This is a genomic window from Pseudalkalibacillus salsuginis, assembly GCF_021646685.1.
GTDB lineage: Bacteria > Bacillota > Bacilli > Bacillales > Fictibacillaceae > Pseudalkalibacillus > Pseudalkalibacillus salsuginis.
In genome coordinates this window covers 123,376-145,960 of sequence record NZ_JAKJHW010000002.1, presented here as the reverse complement: position 1 = coordinate 145,960, position 22,585 = coordinate 123,376, and the positions used below count along the sequence as shown (strand labels likewise).

General features: G+C 43.7%; 14 protein-coding genes and 1 pseudogene. 12 read left to right on the top strand and 3 right to left on the bottom strand.

The genetic code is table 11. The features are described from left to right. The first annotated feature begins 43 nt into the window (after positions 1–43). On the top strand, positions 44–391 hold the full coding sequence (locus L1611_RS05880; protein WP_236312176.1) for a YisL family protein: 348 nt from the start codon (positions 44–46) through the stop codon (positions 389–391). 96 nt (positions 392–487) lie between these two features. On the opposite strand, the gene L1611_RS05875 is transcribed toward L1611_RS05880, so the two are convergent. Further along, positions 488–886, bottom strand: a complete 399-nt coding sequence (locus L1611_RS05875; protein WP_236312175.1) for a hypothetical protein — start codon at positions 884–886, stop codon at positions 488–490. Positions 887–1,394: 508 nt separating this feature from the next. Between L1611_RS05875 and L1611_RS05870 the strand changes: the two genes are divergently transcribed. After that, positions 1,395–3,944 carry a bifunctional diguanylate cyclase/phosphodiesterase gene (locus tag L1611_RS05870; protein ID WP_236312174.1) on the top strand — a complete coding sequence of 850 codons (2,550 nt, stop codon included), beginning with the start codon at positions 1,395–1,397 and terminating at the stop codon, positions 3,942–3,944. A 198-nt stretch (positions 3,945–4,142) separates the two neighbouring features. Here the strand turns inward: L1611_RS05870 and L1611_RS05865 are convergent. After that, positions 4,143–4,919, bottom strand: a pseudogene (locus tag L1611_RS05865) (carbon-nitrogen family hydrolase). Positions 4,920–5,049: 130 nt separating this feature from the next. Here L1611_RS05865 and L1611_RS05860 point away from each other — a divergent pair. The 3 genes from L1611_RS05860 to L1611_RS05850 all read left to right on the top strand — a co-directional run bounded on the left by L1611_RS05860 (position 5,050) and on the right by L1611_RS05850 (position 13,088). Next, positions 5,050–6,228: a pyridoxal phosphate-dependent aminotransferase gene (locus tag L1611_RS05860; RefSeq protein WP_236312173.1), complete on the top strand. Its 1,179-nt coding sequence runs from the start codon at positions 5,050–5,052 to the stop codon at positions 6,226–6,228. A 108-nt stretch (positions 6,229–6,336) separates the two neighbouring features. Continuing rightward, complete coding sequence (gene asnB / locus L1611_RS05855; RefSeq protein WP_236312172.1) at positions 6,337–8,184, top strand: asparagine synthase (glutamine-hydrolyzing); 1,848 nt, start codon at positions 6,337–6,339, stop codon at positions 8,182–8,184. A 536-nt stretch (positions 8,185–8,720) separates the two neighbouring features. Further along, positions 8,721–13,088 (top strand): S8 family serine peptidase, encoded by a 4,368-nt coding sequence (locus L1611_RS05850; protein WP_236312171.1) that lies wholly within the window; start codon positions 8,721–8,723, stop codon positions 13,086–13,088. Between the two features lie 516 nt (positions 13,089–13,604). On the opposite strand, the gene L1611_RS05845 is transcribed toward L1611_RS05850, so the two are convergent. After that, a complete protein-coding gene (locus tag L1611_RS05845) occupies positions 13,605–15,341 on the bottom strand; it encodes an alpha-glycosidase (protein ID WP_236312170.1) in 1,737 nt (578 codons plus the stop codon). Positions 15,342–15,513: 172 nt separating this feature from the next. Here L1611_RS05845 and L1611_RS05840 point away from each other — a divergent pair, with 172 nt between their 5' ends. The 7 genes from L1611_RS05840 to L1611_RS05810 all read left to right on the top strand — a co-directional run bounded on the left by L1611_RS05840 (position 15,514) and on the right by L1611_RS05810 (position 22,584). Further along, positions 15,514–16,782 (top strand): extracellular solute-binding protein, encoded by a 1,269-nt coding sequence (locus L1611_RS05840; RefSeq protein ID WP_236312169.1) that lies wholly within the window; start codon positions 15,514–15,516, stop codon positions 16,780–16,782. A gap of 88 nt (positions 16,783–16,870) precedes the next feature. Further along, a complete protein-coding gene (locus L1611_RS05835) occupies positions 16,871–18,157 on the top strand; it encodes a carbohydrate ABC transporter permease (protein ID WP_236312168.1) in 1,287 nt (428 codons plus the stop codon). A 1-nt stretch (position 18,158) separates the two neighbouring features. Further along, positions 18,159–19,001 (top strand): sugar ABC transporter permease, encoded by an 843-nt coding sequence (locus tag L1611_RS05830; protein ID WP_236312167.1) that lies wholly within the window; start codon positions 18,159–18,161, stop codon positions 18,999–19,001. 96 nt (positions 19,002–19,097) lie between these two features. After that, positions 19,098–20,120 carry a LacI family DNA-binding transcriptional regulator gene (locus L1611_RS05825; protein ID WP_236312166.1) on the top strand — a complete coding sequence of 341 codons (1,023 nt, stop codon included), beginning with the start codon at positions 19,098–19,100 and terminating at the stop codon, positions 20,118–20,120. 127 nt (positions 20,121–20,247) lie between these two features. Beyond that, a complete protein-coding gene (locus L1611_RS05820) occupies positions 20,248–21,198 on the top strand; it encodes a heme-dependent oxidative N-demethylase family protein (protein WP_236312165.1) in 951 nt (316 codons plus the stop codon). Continuing rightward, entirely contained in the window at positions 21,195–21,620 is a 426-nt protein-coding gene (locus L1611_RS05815) for a hypothetical protein (protein WP_236312164.1), read from the top strand. Before L1611_RS05820 ends, L1611_RS05815 begins: the two co-directional genes overlap by 4 nt. A 22-nt stretch (positions 21,621–21,642) precedes the next feature. Beyond that, positions 21,643–22,584, top strand: a complete 942-nt coding sequence (locus L1611_RS05810; RefSeq protein WP_236312163.1) for a PDR/VanB family oxidoreductase — start codon at positions 21,643–21,645, stop codon at positions 22,582–22,584. Position 22,585 lies beyond the last annotated feature (1 nt).

The following is a 22,585-nucleotide window of genomic DNA, read 5'->3' as shown; positions in this document are numbered from 1 at the left end:
TGATATGATGAAATCGATTGAGTTTTAGGAGGAGGAATGCTGGATGCTTCATGCACATGTCACGTCATGGGCGATTGCGATCATCCTGTTTATTGTATCGTATTTCTTGATGAAAGCAGGTAAAGCAAAGGGCCATAAGATCACAAGCATGATTTTGAGATTGTTTTATGTCTTCATTATTGTTACTGGCGGAATGATGTTTATCCAATACTTATCAGGCGATTATTATGCAATCAGTCTATTTGTCAAAGTGTTGGCTGGTATTTGGGTGATCGGAAGTATGGAAATGGTTTTAGCGAAAGCGAAAAAAGGTGCTTCTGTCACCGGAATGTGGATCATGTTCTTCATATCCCTTATTCTGGTGTTGTATTTAGGCTACAGCGTATTATAATATTTCATCAAGAAAGAGCTTTCCGAGCGGCTGAGTGGGAACTGACATGTGTGAGGTACACATGCCTAAGCCGGACGGACAAGCTCTTTTTTTCATTCAATCGGTAAAGCGGTCTTCAGCAATGAGGACCATGATCGCTTTTTCAATCGTTTCATCTTTCGGATTCGATTCATAGTAATGGTCGATTTTTTCAATGATCTGGTTCGGAGCCTCGATAGGGATGTCTTTTTCTTTCAGTCCTTTTGCCAGGTGGACTGCAAATGTAAGTCGTTCGTGGTCTGAGAAGGATCTCCATTCCCACCCGGTCTGTTTTAGCATATTTTCTGGTGAATTTGAAGGGGAGTTGGATGTGTTCTGTTCTTTTTGTCTCAGTTCTGCCATTTGTTCCATCTGTTGATCATCTACAAAAATGTCCGTCAACTCAGGACTCACGACTAGAGAAGACACGCCAAACAATACTGCGAATGTCAGAATTGCGAATAATAGATTTTTCATATGTATCAAGCCTTTGTTTCTTTTTTGAATGATAAGATAGTTTAAAAATTTTGGTTACGGTGAAGAAATGTCTAGCTCTACCGCCCAACCACTTGGATCACTTCAGTCCTCCTGCGGCGGTCGACACATTGATTTAGGTCGAAGTGTTTACCCACGCAGAACCGAACTTTGTTTGGTTCGAGCCTCCTCGTCGGACTTTCAAGTCCTTCGTGGCTGATAAGGGCGCTTCCGGCTTTTCTTTGAATGTGATTATCAGTATATCATTTAAAGACAAGGTGGTTAATGCTGAATTAACAAAATAGGGGAATTTTATCAATTTTAAAAAGTATTTTTAAAGAATTTGAAATAAACTAGAACAAAAGACCCGTATTCTCGGTGGCGAAGATAGTAAAATAGGAGTTTATACACCCTGTTAAGAATGAAGAGGTAGACAGGAATGGTCGATAAAAGAGGTAGATGTGTCTTTAAAATGAGCAAATCATAAATCGAGCTGGGGAAGGGTGTAAAAATGAAGACTGTCAGCACGAATTATCATAATAAAAAACAATTAGAAACTTTCATCGAATCCAATAATTTGAAATCAGCCCAAAACGTGTTGATCCAGATTTTTACCTCTGAAGGGAAGGTCCGTGTTTCCAGGCTCAGGGAGTTAATTTCCAGATCATTACCTCAAGCCTCAATCATAGGCGCGACAGTGGATGCCTCTTTTTGCAGTGAAATCAAGACAAGCGGTACGGCTGTCTCCTTCACTTGTTTTGACAAAGTGCAGGTTAAAAGTATCGGAGTTTCCTATGAAGAAAGTATGATAGGGCATGAAATCGGAATCGAAATCGGCACCAGGATCATCAAACGGGATACGAAAGCAGTCATTATCTTTGGGAGCAGCCAAACACATGCGAACAAGGGGATGCTCAAGGCGTTGGAGGAACGTTATCCGAATGTGGTTGTGGCAGGTGGGAATTCAGTGCCGATTGGCGAAAAGAACATTGAATTCTTGGTGAGTGATGATCGTTTAATTGATTCAGGCGTTACAGCTGTCAGCCTATCAGGTGATGAGTTGACCGCCTCGGTGCACGCATGTTCGGATTGGAATACGGTAGGGCGATCATTTACAGTCACCAAGGCTGAAAATACTAGAGTGTATTCATTGAATGGTACACCCGTCAAGGATGTGTATGAAAAGTACCTTGGCACGAAAATGATCATGAGCATCGCGGATTCGCGATCTCTTTACCCATTGATGGTGACTCGAGGAGATCATGCAGAACCTGTAATGATGAAGAATTTCAATCAGGACGGCTCAATCGAAGCCCTTCAGCCGATTCCCGAAGGAGCAAAAGTTTCGATCGGTTGTGGGGATGCGGGTAATTACCTGGATTCCCTGAACTTTGTCTATCAGCAGCTGAAAAATCGTCCTGTCGAAGAGCTCTTCCTGTATTCTTGCCTATCCAGACGCCGCTTCTTCAATATCGGGGTAGCTCACGAGATGGAGACGATCAGAAATATCGTTCCGTCGATCGGGGCATTTACCGCTGGTGAATATTATCATGAAGATGGGAGGAATGATGTTTTATCCTATGCTCTTACGTTCCTCACCTTGGCTGAATACGAGAGTTATATCGATGAACAGGAATTTTTACAGGCAAAAAAACCTCCTATTGACTATCAAGAGATGCTGGCAATGTCCCAACTTGTTAAAGCTTCTACAGAGGACCTGGAAGAGTTGAACGACTCGTTGATGATGGCAGAAGAAAAGATATCCCATCTTGCCTATCATGATAGTTTGACAGGTTTGCCGAACCGGGTGTATTTCCACGAAAGGTTAGGTGAAGCGATCGGCACTGCTAAACAGATGAAAGAAAAGCTTGCAGTGATGGTGGTCGATTTAGATGAATTCAAGATGATCAATGATAGTTTGGGCCATCAAGCCGGTGATCGAATCTTGAAGCATGTATCGCGTAACATGAACGGTATGATACAGGAGGGACAGTTTCTCGCACGCTTTGCAGCAGATGAATTTTTAATTTTCATCCCGAAGGCAAACGAGTCGGAAAAGATCTTAAGTTTAGCGAAGAACATTTTGTCTGTGATCAAAAAGCCGATCTTGTTGAATGGTAAAGAATATGTTTTATCCGGAAGCATCGGAATCAGCTTGTACCCTACAGATGCAGCTGATGATGTGATGCTTTTGAAAAATGCGAACTTAGCGATGCATCGGGCAAAATTAGAGGGAAGAAGCAGCGTTCAATTTTTTACGATGGAGATGGATGATTCAATCAATGAACGGCTTGAAATGGAAAATCATCTTCGAAAAGCGATGGTGTTGGGGGAATTTGAGCTCTTTTACCAGCCGCAGATCAATATATCTGACGAAGAAGTATTTGCATGTGAAGCCCTGTTAAGGTGGAATCATACGAAACAGGGGATGATACCGCCGAACGTGTTCATTCCAATCGCTGAGGAAGCAGGATTGATCAATGAAATCGGGAAATGGGTCCTAGATAAGGCGTGTAAGCAGGCAAAGAAATGGCATAATCAAGGGTTGAAGGCATTATCGGTCTGTGTAAATGTTTCCGGAAAACAGTTCCAGCGGGTGGAATTTGTTGATGAAGTGAAAGAAAGCTTGAGGGTTTCGGGGTTGAACGCATCTTCTCTCCATATCGAATTGACAGAAAGCATCATGCTTGAAGATGTAGAGCACAGCTTATGGACCATCAACCAATTGAGGAATCTCGGTGTGAAAATATCAGTGGATGATTTTGGCACAGGTTATTCTTCTTTAAGCTATTTGAGGGATTTTCCAATCGATATTTTAAAAATCGACCAATCATTCATACGGAATCTTGATGAATTTAATTCTGATGCAGCGATTGTGCGTGCTATCATCACAATGTGTGAAGGGCTGAATGTCACGGTCCTTGCCGAAGGGGTCGAAACGAGAAACCAATTGCTCACTTTAAAGAATTTTGGATGTGACCAAGTACAAGGATACTATATCAGCAAGCCGGTTAGACCATCCCAGATCGACTTATTCCTGACAGGCAATAAAATCATCTGAATGAAAAAGAAGTAGGTTGTACCAGGCACCATTTTAAACCCCATATGGCTCAAGGGATTTGAAAGTGTACCAGGCACCGTTTTAAACCCCATATGGCTCAAGGGATATGAAAGTGTACCAGGCCCGATGAATGGTATGGATGTTTATCATCAATGAAGGCACCGAAAATAGCACTAATGAATAGTACGATCATGTTGATCAGTATAAATCGGTGCGACGGTCTTCGTAGATAGGGATACGTGTACGGATTTTATTCAGTTCGTCGATTGAGATGTCCGCGTATAATATGGTTTCGGTTTCTTCGGCTTCTGCAATGATTTCTCCCCATGGGTTGATGATGATGGAGTGGCCGCCGAACTCATTTTCTGGGTCAGCACCGATCCGGTTGCATGCTACGACATGCATTGGTTTTCAATGGCACGTGTCAATAAGAGGTTACGCCAATGCACTGTCCTCGCCTTCGGCCATTCAGCAGTGACAAACAAAACTTCAGCTCCTTCGAGCGCATGCTTTCGCATCCATTCGGGAAAACGGATATCATAACAGATGAATCCTGCCGAAGGCACACCATCTAATTCAAAATGGCCATCCTTATTTCCTGGTGAGAGGTATTTTTCTTCCTTCATAAGGCGGAACAGATGAACTTTGCTGTAATCCTTCACTACATCTCCTTCACGATCAAAAATAAGCATCATGTTATACACGCTGTTACCTGTTTTGACAGGCGACTGACCCTGCTATAATATTCACCCGATACGTTGAAGCGAGAGCGGAGATGAACTCAATGGTTTGTTTACCCTCATCATCACCGAGTTGGTCAAGCTTTTTCAAGTCATAACCAGTCGTCCATAATTCGGGAAGGACGACGACATCTGATGATTCGTTACAAGCCTCACGGATCGATCCGGTCACTCTTTCGAAATTCACTTGTGGTTGACCGAATTCTATATCCATCTGTATAACAGCTACTTTCATTTATACTCCCCCTTAAATCTTATTTTTCAGTATAAATCCCTTTACATTTAGTCGTTTACACTTTAACATAAATGATTAGAATTTTACGACAATTACACTTATAATTTTCATCGTACAGGAGGTTATCAGTTTGGCTCGTTTCCAGCAATCAGATTCTATCAAACGTTTACCTGAACAATTTTTCGCAAAGCTTGTAAATAAAATTGAACCCTACTATCAAGCCGGTTTTGACATGATCAATTTGGGTCAAGGGAACCCAGACCAGCCTACACCAGATCACATAATAAAGACTCTTCAAACGTCTGCAACCAACCCGGTTCATCATAAATACCCACCTTTCCGCGGCCACACCTTTCTCAAAAAGGCAATTGCAGACTACTATAAACGCGAATACGATGTGGAGCTGGATCCGGAAAAAGAAGTCGCTATCCTATTCGGAGCAAAGGCGGGTCTCGTAGAAGTAAGCCAATGCCTTCTGAATCATGGAGATACTGTATTAGTACCAGATCCAGGTTATCCGGACTATGAATCTGGTATTGCCATCGCCGGAGCAAAACAATACAGGATGGCTTTGAAAAGGGAGAATGACTTCTTGCCTGATTACGACTCCATCCCGGAAGAAGTCCTTCAAAAAGCAAAATTGATGTTCCTGAACTATCCGAACAATCCGACAGCAGGGATCGCAACCTCAGAATTCTTCGAAGAAACGGTCAGGCTTGGTGAAAAAACAGGGTGCTGTATTGTGCATGATTTCGCTTATGGATCAATCGGGTTTGACCGTAAAAAACCATTCAGCTTCCTCCAGACAAAAGGAGCAAAAGAAGTCGGGGTCGAGATGTACACGCTCTCCAAGACATACAATATGGCCGGTTGGCGTGTCGGGTTTGCGTTGGGGAATGAGGAAGTCGTGGAAGCGATCAACCTTATCCAAGATCATTATTATTGCGGTATGTTCGGCAGTATACAAGAAGCAGCGGCCAGTGCATTGAATGGACCACAAGACTGTGTGCATGAGCTTACTGCGATATATGAAGACCGTCGTAATGCTTTCATTTCAAAGCTGAAGGACAACGGCTGGGATGTCGATTATCCCAAAGGGTCATTTTTCTCATGGATTCCTGTTCCGGAAGGATATACATCAGAGGATTATGCTGAACTTTTGATTGAAAAAGCACATGTCATCGTTGCACCAGGAAACGGATTCGGAAAGACTGGAGAAGGATTTGTGAGGGTCGGTCTGAATTGTGAAAAGCATCGTTTGCTTGAAGCGGCAGACCGAATGATCAACGTACACTCGAAACACCTCTGATTTCCAAAAATCAATAACCATCTTGGTGGGCACATTTCATTTTTCTGCGCATAAAGTGGTGTAGAGAGATGTAGGATTATCGAATCCCTGGAAGGATGAGGTAACAATATGTGTGGGATCACAGGATGGATCAATTTTAAAGATAATTTGGCAAAAGAAACGGCGACAATACAAACGATGGCATCAACCCTTGGGAAACGTGGGCCGGATGCTACAGCACACTGGAACGAGCCCCAGGTCGTGTTCGGTCATGCCCGTCTGATCGTAGTAGACCCGGTAGGCGGCGGACAACCGATGCAGAAGGTCCAAAAAACGGAACAATATACGATGGTCTATAATGGCGAATTGTACAATACGGAAGACATTCGTAAAGTTTTAGTTTCAAAAGGGCACCGATTCAATTCACATAGTGATACGGAAGTTCTTTTGACCAGTTACATCGAGTGGGGAGAGGGCTGTGTCGATCATCTCAATGGCATTTATGCTTTTGCAATCTGGGATGAAAATAAGGAGCAGGTCTTCATGGCTCGGGATCGGCTCGGGGTGAAGCCATTATTTTACTGTGAAAAAGGTAGTTCTTTGCTCTTCGGCTCAGAGTTGAAGGCGATTCTCGCTCATCCACATGTGAAGGCCGAGGTCGATCGGGAGGGTCTGCAAGAAATCTTTGGGCTAGGACCTTCAAGAACTCCAGGTCACGGTGTATATCGTGGAATCAACGAGTTAAGGGCAGGGCATGCGTTAAGGTTCGACAAGAATGGGCTAAAAATCTGGCGCTACTGGGATGTGAAAAGTGAAGAACATACAGATTCTCTTGAGGAAACTGTTGACAAGGTACGGTGGTTGTTGCAAGACTCCGTTGAACGACAACTGGTGGCCGACGTACCTGTCTGCACTTTCCTTTCAGGCGGTGTAGATTCCAGTGCGATCAGTGCGTTTGCATCCCGTTATTTTCAACAAAAGGGACGTGGAGCGCTTCATACGTACTCGATTGATTATGAAGAAAATGAATTGTATTTCAAGAAAAGCACTTTCCAGCCGAATTCTGACGGACCGTGGATTAAAATCATGCGGGAATATCTGAAAACCGTCCACCACACTTCTGTAATCGATAATGCAAAATTAAGGCACTATCTGACAGCAGCCGTCCATATGCGAGACTTACCAGGTATGGCGGATGTCGATTCTTCCCTGCTCTGGTTCTGTGAGGAAATCAAAAAGCAATTCACCGTAGGTTTGTCAGGGGAATGTGCCGATGAAATATTCGGAGGATACCCGTGGTTTTATCGACCAGAGTTGCTGGAAAGGGCTGCTTTTCCATGGATGCACTCGACTGGTGAGCGTGAGTCGATTTTACAGCCAGACTTGCGGAAAAAGCTTGACCTGAAAAATTACGTCCAGGACCGATACCAACAGACGGTAAACGAAACCCCTAAGCTTGATGGTGAAAAACCTTCTGAAGCGCGAAGAAGAGAGATGTCCTATCTGAATATGCATTGGTTCATGGCCACACTGCTAGATCGAAAGGATCGCATGAGCATGGGGGCAAGCCTTGAAGTTAGGGTTCCATTTGCCGATCATAGGATTGTAGAATATGCATGGAATATTCCTTGGGAGATGAAGATGCTTGGAGGCAGGGAAAAAGGGATTTTGCGGAAAGCACTTGAAGGTATCCTTCCGCATGAAATCTTATATCGGAAAAAGAGTCCATATCCGAAAACACATCATCCGGAATATACCCGCCTCGTGAAAGAGTGGCTCAGTTCTATCATCGAAAAGGATTCTTCACCGATTCTTGAGTTGATTGATCGAAATAAAGTGAAGGAAATCATCGATACAAACGGTGAAGCCTTCAAAACACCTTGGTTCGGCCAGTTGATGACAGGACCTCAATTGATCGCCCATCTTGCCCAGATCAATATATGGCTCGAGGATTATAACGTGAATATTATAGATTGATTTATTTTGTTAGCGGCTCATTCACCGAGTCGCTTTTTTGTTTCCCCTTTCCGATCCTCATCCTTGGTAAAAAACGAAAAACAGGACCAAAAAACGTTAAATCCTCCGAACGTTCCAATTAATAGGTTTGTTCTTGTCCTTTATATAGGACGTCAGTAGAGGATTCTACTTAACTTCCACAATGTTACCCCTTATTCGACATTTACTCCTCCAATTGAATTAGAAAAAAATGTAAGGAAATAACCCGCAATACTATAGACCTACTAGATACTACATAAGAACTACCACCCAGGACCCTTTGGTACTAGTAAGGTTTCTTAACATTAATCCAATTTAGTAGGAGAGTATAGTCCCAAGCGAAATTTATCGACTAACCATTACGAATTCTTCATCTTTAGAAAATTATGTTAATTATATTAATTTCTACAAAAAATTCCTTTATGATGAATTCAACATCAAAGGATACAGTCATATCGTATTCGACATGAAAGGGGGTAAGATTTCGGTCAAGCTATATAACTTTTAGGAGGGGAAAAATGGTACATTATCCGAGGTTTTTGTTGAATCGACGTGCATTTGCATTTGTGACAGCGATCATTCTACTAGTTTCAACGTTTCTTGCCCCCACCGCGAATGCTAGAACGATAGTAAAGCAAGAATCGAATCCTATCTCAACATCCTTTAAAAAGGAAGCCCAGTCCAATAAGGTAAGTAAATCGTTACAAAAACAATTCAAGGATGAAGAACAAGTCACGTTCCTGATCAAATTTCATGAACAGGTCGACACTGCGAAAGTAGCGAAAAATGCTATTGAAAAAGCGGAAAAGCAACAGCTTACACCTTATAAAAAAGAGTTGACACAACGTTCAGAGGTCGTATCATCATTACGTTCGACCGCAATTGAAACGCAAGGGAACGTAAAAAACTTCCTGAAGAAACAGAAAGAAAAAAAGGCAGTGAAAGACTATCAATCTTTCTTCATTGTCAATGCAATGGCTGTAACAGCCAACAAGGAAGTCATGGAGCAATTAGCTGCTTTCCCTGAGGTGGCGAAAGTATTGCCGAATGAAGTGCGACAGCTCCAACCGATGCCTCAAACTACTAAAGCGTCCACACAACCAAAGGGAGATGTGGAAAATGAAACAAGTTCAGTCGAGTGGAACGTTGAACGGGTTGGTGCCCCGGCAGTATGGAACATGGGAATCGATGGATCAGGTACAGTCATAGCGAACATCGATACAGGTGTCCAATGGAACCATCCAGGACTAGTGGAACAATATCGTGGATACGATCCGGCAAATCCAGACTCTCCAAGCCATGAGATGAACTGGTTCGATGCCACGGCCGGACAAGATACACCATATGATGATCAAGGACATGGTACACATACGATGGGGACGATGGTAGGCGCCGAGCCTGATGGGTCCAATCAAGTAGGTGTTGCCCCTGGTGCCAAGTGGATAGCAGTAAAAGCATTCACAGCAGATGGTGGATCAGATGTCGATCTCCTTGAAGCAGGGGAATGGATCATTGCTCCAACTGATGCTGATGGGAACCTGCATCCGGAAATGGCCCCAGATGTCGTCAATAACTCTTGGGGAGGCGGTCCTGGGTTAGATGAATGGTACCGCCCGATGGTTCAAAACTGGCGTGCAGCAGATATTTTCCCAGAATTTTCAGCAGGGAACACGACGATCTTCAACCCTGGTGGACCTGGATCTGTAGCAACCCCGGCGAACTACCCAGAATCTTTTGCGACAGGTGCAACGGATATTAATGACAATTTGGCAAGTTTCTCATTAGAAGGACCATCTCCTTATGATGAAATCAAACCAGATGTCAGTGCACCAGGTGTGAATATCCGTTCAACTGTACCAGGAAGCGCTTATGAGGGCGGATGGAATGGGACATCGATGGCAGGACCGCACGTATCGGCTGTCGTAGCACTCCTGCGTCAAGTCGATTCATCACTGACTGTCGATGAAATCGAGGAAATTCTACTTAGCACGGCTGAGCCGATGACCAATGGAGAATACCCTGATTCTCCGAACAACGGCTTCGGTTATGGGATCGTCAATGCTTATGATGCTGTATCCTCAGTCATCAACGGACTTGGCGTTGTAAAAGGAAGTGTAACGAAGGAAGGGGACGATGCGGAAGCTCCGACTTTCGAACATGAGGCTCCAGCTGAAACCTATGCAGGGTTGAACTTGCCCTTATCGGTTACAGCTTCTGATAACATCAGTGTCACCAACGTACGTGTGGAATATGAAATTTCCCGTAATAATTGGGAAGCTGTTGAAGCAGTCAGAACAGATGGTGATTATCAATCTGGCAGGTATGAAGCGGTCATTCCAGGTGATGCAATCGAGGAACCTGTATTGAAATACCGTTGGGTTATTGGTGACTTCGGTGGTAACAATGTAACTTCAGATGATTATGAAGTTACAGTTTTACCAGGAATATCAACCGGTTACTCAACTGATTTCGAAAGCGAGCCGACAGGGTGGATCACATGGGGGGACAATAACACTTGGGAATGGGGTGCACCAACTTCTGGTCCAGGTGAAGCAGCATCAGGCGAGAAAGTTTATGCAACCAATCTTGATGGTGACTATGATAACAACGCAAACATGACACTCATGATGCCTCCGATCGACCTTGGTGATGGAGAAGCATATTTACAGTTCAACAACTGGTATAATCTTGAAAATAACTACGACTACGGTCATGTTGTCGTTTCGACCGACCAGGAAAATTGGGAACAAGTTGCTCAATTCAATAACGTCAGTGATGGATGGGTTGAAGAAGAAATCGACCTTTCAGAGTATGCAAATCAACGGATCTATATCGGTTTTAACGTTGATACTGACGGAAGTGTATTAAGAGAAGGCTGGTACATTGATGATGTCCGATTAAGTGATGCATCAATCAATCCTTCATCAAAAGCTTCTTTATTCAGCGGAAAAGATAAATCTGTAAAAGGCGACAAACCTGAAAAAGCGGATGACAAAGCAGCTAAGAAGGAAAAAGTGAATCCCGCAGAATTGATGCCGACAAAACGTATCGATCTTGAGAAAAAGAAAGACGAAGGTAAAGATGCAGGGCCTTCTGCACTACCGCTTGAAGCGGAAGTCAGTATCCTTGAATCTGGACGGTCGACTACAACAAACCCGGTAGATGGAAGCTACACGATTACACATGCGGCTGGCGACTTTACGATCGTCGCTGAAGCGTATGGATTCCATCCTCAGGAGCAATCCGTCACCATCCCTGATGATGGGGAAGTGGAAGCCGACTTTACCTTAGAAGAAAAGGCACAAGGTACGGTTTCAGGTACAGTAACGAATAGCCAGACGGGTGAGCCGATTGAAGGCGTCACTGTATTGCTTGAGGAAGATGCTGCTGTCACACCTGTAGAAAGCGATACGGACGGAAATTACTCGTTGACTGGATATGTTGGAGATTATACATTGAAAGTCATGGCATCAGGTTACTATGGAGAAGAATTCAGCATTACAATCGATGATGAAGAAGCGACGATCCAAGATGCCCAATTAAAGCCGTTCATAGGATATCCAGGGGAAATCGGATTCGACGATGGAACTGCTGAGAATGCACGTGCTTTCTATGATGCAGGCAACGGCTGGGGTGTAAGGATGTCCTTGCCGGAAGGGAAAGAACAAGCTTTTGTCACCGGTGGTATGTTCCGTTTCTGGACAAATGATTGGCCTACCCCAGGCGGTACTGACTTCCAGGTTGAAATCTGGGATGCGGATGAAGATGGATCCCCTGGTGAGAAGCTGGCTGGACCGGTCGATGCGACAGCCCTCCGTAATGGGGAATGGACCCATGTCGACCTTTCTGATCAAGGTGTGACGGTAGATGGTGACTTCTTCATGGTGTACATCCAATCGGATCCACACCCAAACGCACCGGGTCTTGGTGCAGATGAAAACGGTCCGGATGCAGAGCGCAGCTGGCAATTCGTCAGTGGGGCATGGTCACAAACGCCAGCGGTTGAAGGGAACTATATGATCCGTGCTACTGTTGATTATGAAGTCACAGCACCAGTCATCACTTCCCCAGCAGACGGAACCCATACGAATGATGAGAAAGTAACGGTTGAAGGGCAGTCCGCACCAGGGGTAGATATCCACTTGGAAAACAACGGCGAAGAAACGGCTGTAGTGGCTACTAATGAAGATGGAACATTCTCGGCAGATATTACACTTGTTGGTGGTGAAAACGTCCTTATAGCGACAGCGGTGAATGAAAGAGGAATGACCGATCCTTCCGAGCCGGTGACGGTTATTTTGGATCAAACAAAACCTGAATTGACAATCGAGAGTCCTGAGGACGGAACGAAGACGAATCGAATGGCTGTCAACGTCACAGGTAACGTAGATGACGAGTATCTCGATTGGGTGAAAGTGAATGGTCAAAGAGCGACAGTCAACGAAGATGGATCATACTCACACCGCATACTCCTTGATGAAGGTGAAAATGTCATCAAAGTTGTAGCGAAAGATCTTGCAGGTAACCGTAAAAACCAAACAGTTACGGTAGATGCGAAGTTTGGTCCGATCGAGGTAACGAACGTGAAACCAGATATGGACAAGAACCTTGAATCTGGTCAATCCGTGATGATCGAGTTTGATAGTGAACAAGGTCTTGAAGCGCGTTTCCGGATTCATATGCCACTTACAAATATGGGCATGGTCCAAAACGCGAATGAACTTCCGATGATGGAGACCACTCCGGGTCACTATGTTGGCTATTATACAGCAACGTCCAACGTAGTAGCTGATGGAGCAGTTGTAGAAGTCGTCGCAAGAGACGATTACGGAAATGAAACAGAGGAAATTGCAGAAGGAAAACTTTATATCAATGCAGAGGAATAAGGGAAAAAAAGGCTGCCAGTTCGTGGCAGCCTTTTGGTTTTGTAGGTAATTTTGTAGTTGTTGGGATAAATTTTAAGTTGTTGAGATAATTTTAAAGTTGTCGGGATAATTTTTAAATTTGTAGCATTTATACCCCGAGTTGTCGAGATAATTAATTTTTGAACTAAACACACTCTCTAAAGAAGGAAAAAATATCCTCTCAAGAGAAAATTCAGGAAAATGAGATAGTTACAGGTGTACATTGTAGTGAATGTTCAAGACTTAAGATGACTAGATTGAGAAATAAGTAGAAGTGTCCTTTTTGTAGATCAGAATCTAAAGATGCGCATTATCGAGCCATTGCCGATTATGTACTTTTATTTGGTGACTTATTTTCAAATAGGCAAATTCGGCCTTTCCTCGATTTATCTTCCAATACGACGAACTACCTTCTCAACAAAATGGGCATAGAAAAAGAGGGGCGTAAATACATCTTATCCCCTCAAGAAATTTATGAGTATGCTGATAAAGGGGACCTTACTTTACCTGGAAAATTTTGAAGCCGTATGGCTCCACCTTGATAGGTCCTCCATTAACAGTACCTTTTCCATTCCATAGATCCACAAATTGACCTTCAAGCACAACTTCGCTTTCTTTCTCTGAAATGTTGATGACCACAACAATTTTCTCATCTTCTATACTTCTTTCATACATCACGACATCCAGATGACTGTCCACCTCGATGAATTTGAAATATGAATCACCTTGCAGTGCATTATACGACCGGCGTAGTTCAACCAAGCGCGAAACGAATGACCGTAAAGTCATATCCTGCTTTTTTTCATCCCATTCCATACATTTGCGGCAGCCAGGGTCCTGTCCGCCAGTAAGCCCGATTTCATCACCGTAATAAATGCATGGCGAGCCTGTAAACGTAAGCTGAAACAAGAAAAGCAGCCTTAAACGTCGATCATCATTATCACAAATGGTCAAAATCCGAGGTGTGTCATGGCTGCCGAGTAGATTAAAGGCAACATCGTTCACGTTTTTCGGATAGGAGACCATCCATTTCGTGATCTGCGCCCTGAATTCCTCAGCACCAATTTCCCTCTTTGCGAAAAAGTTGAGTGCTGCATTCGTGAAGGGATAATTCATCACTGCGTCAAATTGATCGCCTTGAAGCCATGGCATCGCGTCGTGCCAAATCTCACCGAGAATATAGACGTCAGCCTTCACCTTTTTGACTGTCCGGCGGAAATCCCGCCAAAAAGCATGGTCCACTTCATTTGCTACATCCAAACGCCAACCGTCAATATCGAATTCTTCAACCCAATAACGCCCAACATTCAACAAATACTTACGGACTTCTGGATTTTCCGTATTCAACTTCGGCATAGAGGAAACAAAAGCAAAAGCATCATAAGACGGAGTTGGCTCTTCGACAATCGGGAATTCCCGAATCCGGAACCATTCTTTATACCGTGATTCCTCCTGATATTTCAGTACATCTTGAAATGGTTCGAAGAAATAACCACTATGGTTGAACACCGCGTCGAGCATCACCTTGATTCCTCGCTTATGGCATTCTGTTACCAAGTTTCGGAATGTTTCTTTGTCCCCGAACTGAGGATCAATTTCCATATAATCGATTGTGTCGTATTTGTGGTTGGAGTGTGCTTTGAATATAGGGGTGAAGTAGATTCCGCCAATCCCGAGGTCTGTCAGGTAATCAAGATGGTCGATTACACCCTGGAAATCTCCACCGAAAAAGTTATCCTTTTCAGGCGGCTTGGTCCCCCAATCCAATGTCCCTGGTGGGTTAATAGATGGATCGCCATTCGCGAATCGTTCAGGGAAAATTTGATACCATACTGTCCCGTTCACCCATTCCGGCGCTTTGAACACATCGATTTCATTCAAAAAAGGGAAGGCGAAGTAAAAATCAGTGTCCCGGGGATCAGTTTCCGCGAATCCTTTTTCTCCATAGACGAGACTTTCGTCACCGTTCTCCAATTGAAATCCGTATCGTAATCTCTTGAACTCTGGTTCTACTTCTGCAATCCAGTAATCGAAAAGGTCATCTGAGCCTTCTAGTTGCATCGGTGTCTTATCATTTTTCCAGCCATTTTCATCCCATATATAGGGATCGCCATAGATTAAGTGGACTTGTATCAAGTCATTTGTGGCAGAGCGTAAACGTATATGGATTTTTTCAGTGGTACGAGCGTATGCGTAGTTGTTTTTCGGACGATGGTAGATTGCTGTTTTCTCCATGGATAGGCACCTCTTTTTTAGAAGTTTGATTCGATTAATCTTATATATATCATAATTTAATAAAAAAAGTTATGCAAACGGTTGCAGAAAGTTCTATGCATATGTATAATACAAATAAATCAGTGCAAACGTTTTCACAATAATTGATTCATATTTTGGGGGAGGTCATTTAATGTTAGAGAAGTTTTTGAGTGTATCACTGACAGCTGGATTGGCAGTGTCAATGCTTGCAGCTTGTGGTCCGCAAGATTCAGGGGAAGAGACAGGCGGTAAAACGGACAGCAATGAAAAGCCTGAAAAGCTGGTTGTTTGGGAAGATAAAGAGAAAGGGGTAGCACTTGAGCCTGCTATCAAAAGCTTTGAAGAAAAATACGGTATCAAAGTTGAATTCAAAGAGTTAGGGATGGCTGATGAAATCCGTGAGCAGCTTCCATTAGATGCTCCAGCGGGGACAGGTCCTGACGTACTGACTTTGCCTCATGACCAGATCGGTGCATTGGCCACTCAAGGTTTATTGGCGCCAATTGAGGTTGATGAAAAGGTGATTGATACATTTACAGAATCATCCATTCAAGCACAATCCTTCGAAGGCCAGCTTTACGGACTGCCGAAGGCGACAGAAACCCCAGTTTTCATTTATAACAAAGAGCACATGGAGGCGGCACCTGAATCTTTTGATGAACTATATGACTTCTCGAAAGATTTCACTGGAAATGGGAACTATGGATTCCTCGCTCTATGGGACAACTTCTATTTCGCAAATGCTATCATGGCTGCAAATGGGGGTTATGTATTCAAGCAAACGGATGATGGCCTTGATGCAGATGACATCGGGTTGAATAATGAAGGCGCAGTTAAAGGGGCACAATACATCCAAAAATGGTATGAGGAAGGCTTGTTCCCTAAAGGAATCGTAGGTGAAAACGGCGGCTCTGCCATGGACGGATTGTTCAACGAAGGAAAGGTCGCTTCAGTCATGAACGGACCATGGGCATTCCAAGGGATGCAAGATGCCGGTATCGAAATTGGAGTAGCACCACTTCCGAAGCTTCCAAACGGTGAGTATCCACAAACTTTCATCGGGGTGAAGGGATGGCATGTGTCAGCTTATTCTGAGAATAAGGAATGGGCAACAAAACTAGTTGAATGGGTTACGAATGAAGAAAATGCAAAAATCCGTTATGAAAAAACGAAAGAGATTCCTCCAGTCAAATCATTGATTGAAGACCCTGTCATCGCAGACAATGAAGGTGCGGCTGCTGTTGCTGTCCAATCGCAACGCGGTGTACCGATGCCGAACATTCCTGAAATGGGTCAGGTTTGGGAGCCTATGGCTAATGCGCTTCAGTTGATCGTGACTGGAAAACAAAAACCGCAACCGGCACTTGAAGATTCGACCAAAACAATTAAACAACAAATTGAAGCTTCCGGAGCTAAATAAGCGGACAGATAAGCGGTACCTCTAACCGGGGTACTGCTTCTATCTTTCTACCATTTTAAAATATAGAAAGAAAGGATAGGGGGTATCAATGATCGACACGAACGCTACCAAGTCCACTCATCGGAAAAGAGCCTTTTTCTTGTCCTTCATTCCAGGGGTAGGGCAGCTTTACAACCGTCAATACCTTAAAGCTTTTTCATTCATCGTTTTGACATTTTCTTTCATAATCGCATTTAAGGATTTATTGAACATAGGTCTTTGGGGACTGGTGACACTAGGTGAACAGCTTCCCCGTGATCATTCCGTCTTTTTATTGGTCGAAGGGATCATCGCGGTTCTCGTTTTATTACTCGGTCTTTGTGTGTATGCGCTGAATCTATATGATGCGCATTTGAATGGAAAGAGGCGTGACTTGGGGATCCAATTGAATTCCATCCGTGAACAATACCGCAATGTAATCGATACCGGATTCCCGTATCTCATGCTTTCGCCTGGTTTTTTCCTGCTTATTTTCGTGGTGATCTTTCCGATACTATTCGTCATTCTGTTGGCGTTCACCAACTATGACTTATATCATTCACCACCAGCTAGATTAGTAGATTGGGTCGGTTTCCAAAACTTTATTGATATTTTCAAATTGGATATATGGCGCAGAACATTCATCAGTGTCCTATCCTGGACAGTGATCTGGACATTCATTGCCACGACGGTTCAAATTACAATCGGAATCTTCCTGGCTGTCCTATTGAACCAAAAGGACCTGAAGTTCAAAAAACTGTTCAGAACGATTTTGATCCTGCCGTGGGCGATTCCTGCATTCGTTTCGATCCTCGTATTCGCCGGAATGTTCAACGAATCGTTCGGGGCAATCAATAATGATTTACTCGCTTTCTTCGGGATTGACCCGATCCCATGGCTTACAAGCCCCTTCTGGGCGAAATTCGCGTTGATCCTTATTCAGTCGTGGCTCGGGTTCCCGTTCATCTTTGCGATGGTGACCGGTGTCCTTCAATCGATTCCGGAAGAATTGTATGAAGCTGGAACTGTGGATGGTGCAACGATGTTACAGAAATTCCGTTCGATCACATTGCCGCTGATCCTTTATGCGATCGCCCCCATTTTGATTACGCAATATACGTTCAACTTCAATAATTTCAATGTCATCTTCCTATTCAACGGAGGAGGTCCGCCAATGCCGGGACAGACGGCTGGCTCGACAGACATTTTGATATCCTGGATCTACAGCTTGACGCTTGAATCCAAGCAATATGCGAAGGCTGCTGCAGTCACGATGCTTCTATCATTGATTGTCATTTCAGTAGCTCTCTGGCAGTTCAGAAGAACAAAATCGTTTAAAGAGGAGGATATGATGTAACATGAATATGAAAAGACAAAAACTCATCCGCCTCACCTTATCCTATATCGCGATATTGATTGCAGTCACCATTGTCATCTATCCGGTCCTTTGGATTGTCGGTTCTTCTTTCAATCCTGGAAATAGTCTGTCTGGATCGACCATCATTCCAAAAAACGCTACGTTGAAGCATTATCAAGAATTGTTTGACCTCTCGTCAAGCAAATACTTGCTCTGGTATTGGAACACATTGAAAATTTGCATCATTACGATGACCTTCTCTGTAACGATGATCGCTTTGATGGGGTATTCTTTTTCAAGGTATCGTTTCATCGGCCGCAAAAATGGATTGATGACGTTTTTGATTTTGCAAATGATCCCAAACTTCGCTGCCCTTATCGCCATTTATGTACTCGCGGTCCAGACGAAATTGATCGATACCCACTTTGCTCTCATCCTGCTATATACCGGTGGATTGCTGCCGATGAATACATGGCTTGCGAAAGGATATTTTGATACAATTCCAAAGGAGCTTGATGAATCTGCAAGAATTGATGGAGCAGGGCATTTTCGAATCTTCTGGCAGATCATCCTGCCGCTTGCAAAACCGATTCTTGCTGTCATTGCGCTATTTAGCTTCATTACACCATTCGCTGATTTCATTCTTGCAAAAGTAATTTTGAGAAGTGAAGAAAAGTTTACATTGGCAGTGGGATTATACAATCTGGTTGCCAAGCAATTCGGTGGAGAATTTACCAAATTCGCTGCTGGGGCTGTTTTGATTGCGATTCCGATTTCATTGTTATTCCTATCCTTGCAACGTTATCTCATTTCGGGTCTGACTGCGGGCGGTACGAAAGGATAAACGATTACCTAAATGGCAGGATATGTTAACAGATGAGTATATTGGATTATAATGGTAATATAGAATCAGTGAGAAGACGAACAGGGGGAAGCAGACTTGGCCGTAACAATAAAAGATGTAGCAAAACTCGCAAATGTGGCTCCCTCGACTGTATCCCGTGTGGTAGCGAACAACCCGAGGATAAGTGAGGAAACGAAGAGGAAAGTCCGTGAAGCGATGGATTATCTGGGGTACCATCCAAACTTCACTGCCCGGAGCCTGGCAAACCGCAGCTCACGGGCGATCGGGCTTGTGATGCCGAGTTCCGCAGAAAAGGCATTCCAAAATCCTTTCTTTCCTGAGGTATTGCGCGGAATCAGCACAAAGGCACATGAACAGGAATACACCTTGCTCATGTCAACTGGAACGACAGAAGATGAAATATATCGAGCGGTGGTCGGAATGGTCCAGGGAAGAAGAGTGGATGGGATCGTGCTCTTGTACTCAAGGGTAGATGATCGTATCATGAATTATTTATATGAACAGAAGTTCCCGTTCACCGTAATCGGAAAGCCGTATAAGAATGACGGACACATCAACCATGTCGATAATGATAACTATCGCGCAGCGAAAGAGCTGACCGAATATCATATTGACAATGGGCACGAACGGATCGGCTTTGTCGGGGGAAGCCTCAACCTCGTCGTGACGACCGACCGTTTGCTCGGCTATGAAAAAGCATTGCAGAATGCCAAGATTCCATATCGAAAAGACTATGTCATCAACGCCGATTTTGCATTGGAGGATGGACGGAAGGCAGTTTCCGAGTTGATGTCATTAGAAGACCCTCCTAGTGCACTAATCGTCACAGATGACCTTATGGCACTTGGCGTCTTAAGGATGCTTGATGATATGGGGATCACCGTCCCGGATGATGTTGCGGTAGCGAGCTTCAACAATGCGATGATCGCAGAGCTTGCCACACCTGCATTGACATCGGTCGAAATCAATATTTATGAGTTGGGCTATCAGGCAGTTGATAGTTTACTCAAATCTCTTGAAAAACCTGATGCACCAGCAAGTAGAGTAAAAGTCGCCCATCAGATCATTATCCGACAATCAAGCGGAGGTGCAAGGTAATAAGAGAATATGCAAGATTGAAAAGAGTTCACTGAGTGAGCTCTTTTCGTTTTCATGAAGGATTCGTATGGGTTATTATGGAATATTTAAAATAACGGGACGGCTTGATGTACGGGAGGTAATACAAGTGTCACGCTTAAACGGGTTTCCATTTCCATTCACAAAGGATCAATATACCTATTCCAACAATTCCGTACCATTGGATCCAGCGAAAACGATAACGGTTACTGCGGATTATAAAAATGAATTGGAGCTGAAAAGAAAGCTGTTGCAGAAACATCACCACCGATGCTTCCGATCGCTTCCACTGTCGATGGAGTCGCAATGGGAGATAATGCTCCTTCTGTTCAATGAATTAGCTTCTTGCAATCCAGAGTCCTTCACTTTTCAAAAAAAGGGTGATGAATGCTTATTTCAAAATCATCTATTGGAAGAAGAGGAAGCGTTTGTCTTTCGCGACGTCTCAACAATTGCTCTCGAACCGTTGGACTTGGTTGGTCGACATGTACAGGAAGATCTTATCCTCATGGGCGACCGCCATAATGGGCTTTTTCTCGAAGCGGGTCAGTTGTGTTTTCCGTCCAATTGGTCACTGGCTTTTGTTCAAGGAATGGAGTTCAAATCCATCCATAACCCGGTACCAGGCATACAAAATGATGGGTTCATCGATAAGGTGGAACGGTTCATTTCTAAAATCCGGCCTGGGACCGTATGGGAGAGAAAGAACTGGTCGATAACGGTCACCAACATGCTTGATACACCTCTCGAAACTTATTCTGTATGGGGGAAACATCGCCAGGAAGTCACTTGTGAAAATGCAGGTGATCTGATCCACCTACGCGTAGAAGTCCAGAGGCTTTTCAGGCTGCCGATGAATCATGATGTCCTTTTTACCATTCACACTTATTTACTGCAACTGAATGACTTGATTCAACAAGAATCCTGGTTTAAATCTTTCTACCAAAACATCAAGACGCTTCCTGAAGAAATCGCGGAATACAAAGGGATTTCCACGTATAGGACTGAATTAATCCGCTTCCTGGAAAATCATATGGAAAAAGAGCGGAGGGGACAATGAGACCTATTTTGATTTTGAGCGAGGTACGATTCAAAAAAGATGGACTTAAAGAGAAAGAGCTTCAAAAAGAGAACGGCAGCAGCGTTGAATTAAAACTGATTGACTCGCCAGTTGATCGTAAAAAGATCGAACAGATACTCAAGGACAAGCCTCTTGGTACTATGTTGATCCTCTATACCGGTGGTGCAGCCCGTAAACGGATACGACGTGCCGCCAATTCAGCTGGGTTCTCTCATGAGGATGTAAGGATCGGTAAAATGGATACAGGAACCTATTGCATCTTTTGTTCGCAATGTCATCGGATCAATAGAACAGCAAGTCTCGAAAAATCAATCATATGCATAAGCTGTGGTCAGCATCTCGAACCCTCCAACCATTATTCGAGCTTTCAAGACGCTTATCTTGGGTACCCGATTCTGTAATATTGCATGAAGGATGAGCTCAATGGCATATACATTACAATTGACTGTTAAAAAAATTGAACACGAAACCGATACAATTAAAAAATTCACCTTCACATCGGATGAAATCCCCTTACCTCCATTCGGAGCGGGGGCACATGTGACACTTCATCTTCCAATGGGAAAGCGTCAATACTCGTTGGTGAACAATCCCCTCGAAATGAAAAATGAGTACGTAATCGCTGTAAAAAAGATCAGTGATCATAACGGTGGTTCTGGGTATTTGCACGAATGCATCGGCCAAGGGGATAACATCTCCGTTTCACCACCGGATAACTTCTTTCCGTTACGGACAGAAGCGAAACATCATGTTTTTTTTGCAGCTGGAATTGGAATCACACCTTTCGTATCGATGATGGCGTACTTGAAAACGATCGGCCGCAGTTTTGAATTACATTATGCTGCCTCAGGAGAAAGAGAGTGCGCATTTCACCGTCATATCCAGAACCATTTCCGGAGTAAGTCCACTTTTTACTTTATGAAAAGGGAGGAAAAAATCGCAAAGTTAAAAAAAGCGCTTCAAAACAGAACAATGGGGACCCATATCTATTTATGCGGCCCGCCAGCATTCATGGATATTTTGCTTGAGCATTCACACAAACTCCGGTATCCTGAAAAGTTCATCCATGAAGAACAGTTTCAGCCGGCAGTCCTGATTGAAAACCCTCAGCCTTTTTTCGTGAATCTTGTAAAAACAAAAAAAACCTTCATGGTGAGTTCCGGTCAAACCTTACTTGATGCCCTGCACGAAATAGATATCTATGTACCTTATACTTGCAGGATGGGGGTTTGCGGCACTTGTGAAGTTGAGATTGAAGAAGGAGATGTCGTTCATTGCGACTCTTTTCTGACAGAGGAAGAAAAGGTAGGGAACATGCTTACTTGTGTATCCAGAGGTATCGGGCACATCAAGCTTCGCCTCTGAC

Coding starts and splice junctions, on each gene's coding strand:
- L1611_RS05880 (WP_236312176.1), top strand. CDS start 44: ATGCTTCATGCACATGTCACGTCATGGGCGATTGCGATCATCCTGTTT.
- L1611_RS05875 (WP_236312175.1), bottom strand. CDS start 886: ATGAAAAATCTATTATTCGCAATTCTGACATTCGCAGTATTGTTTGGC.
- L1611_RS05870 (WP_236312174.1), top strand. CDS start 1,395: ATGAAGACTGTCAGCACGAATTATCATAATAAAAAACAATTAGAAACT.
- asnB (WP_236312172.1), top strand. CDS start 6,337: ATGTGTGGGATCACAGGATGGATCAATTTTAAAGATAATTTGGCAAAA.
- L1611_RS05850 (WP_236312171.1), top strand. CDS start 8,721: ATGGTACATTATCCGAGGTTTTTGTTGAATCGACGTGCATTTGCATTT.
- L1611_RS05845 (WP_236312170.1), bottom strand. CDS start 15,341: ATGGAGAAAACAGCAATCTACCATCGTCCGAAAAACAACTACGCATAC.
- L1611_RS05840 (WP_236312169.1), top strand. CDS start 15,514: ATGTTAGAGAAGTTTTTGAGTGTATCACTGACAGCTGGATTGGCAGTG.
- L1611_RS05835 (WP_236312168.1), top strand. CDS start 16,871: ATGATCGACACGAACGCTACCAAGTCCACTCATCGGAAAAGAGCCTTT.
- L1611_RS05830 (WP_236312167.1), top strand. CDS start 18,159: ATGAATATGAAAAGACAAAAACTCATCCGCCTCACCTTATCCTATATC.
- L1611_RS05815 (WP_236312164.1), top strand. CDS start 21,195: ATGAGACCTATTTTGATTTTGAGCGAGGTACGATTCAAAAAAGATGGA.
- L1611_RS05810 (WP_236312163.1), top strand. CDS start 21,643: ATGGCATATACATTACAATTGACTGTTAAAAAAATTGAACACGAAACC.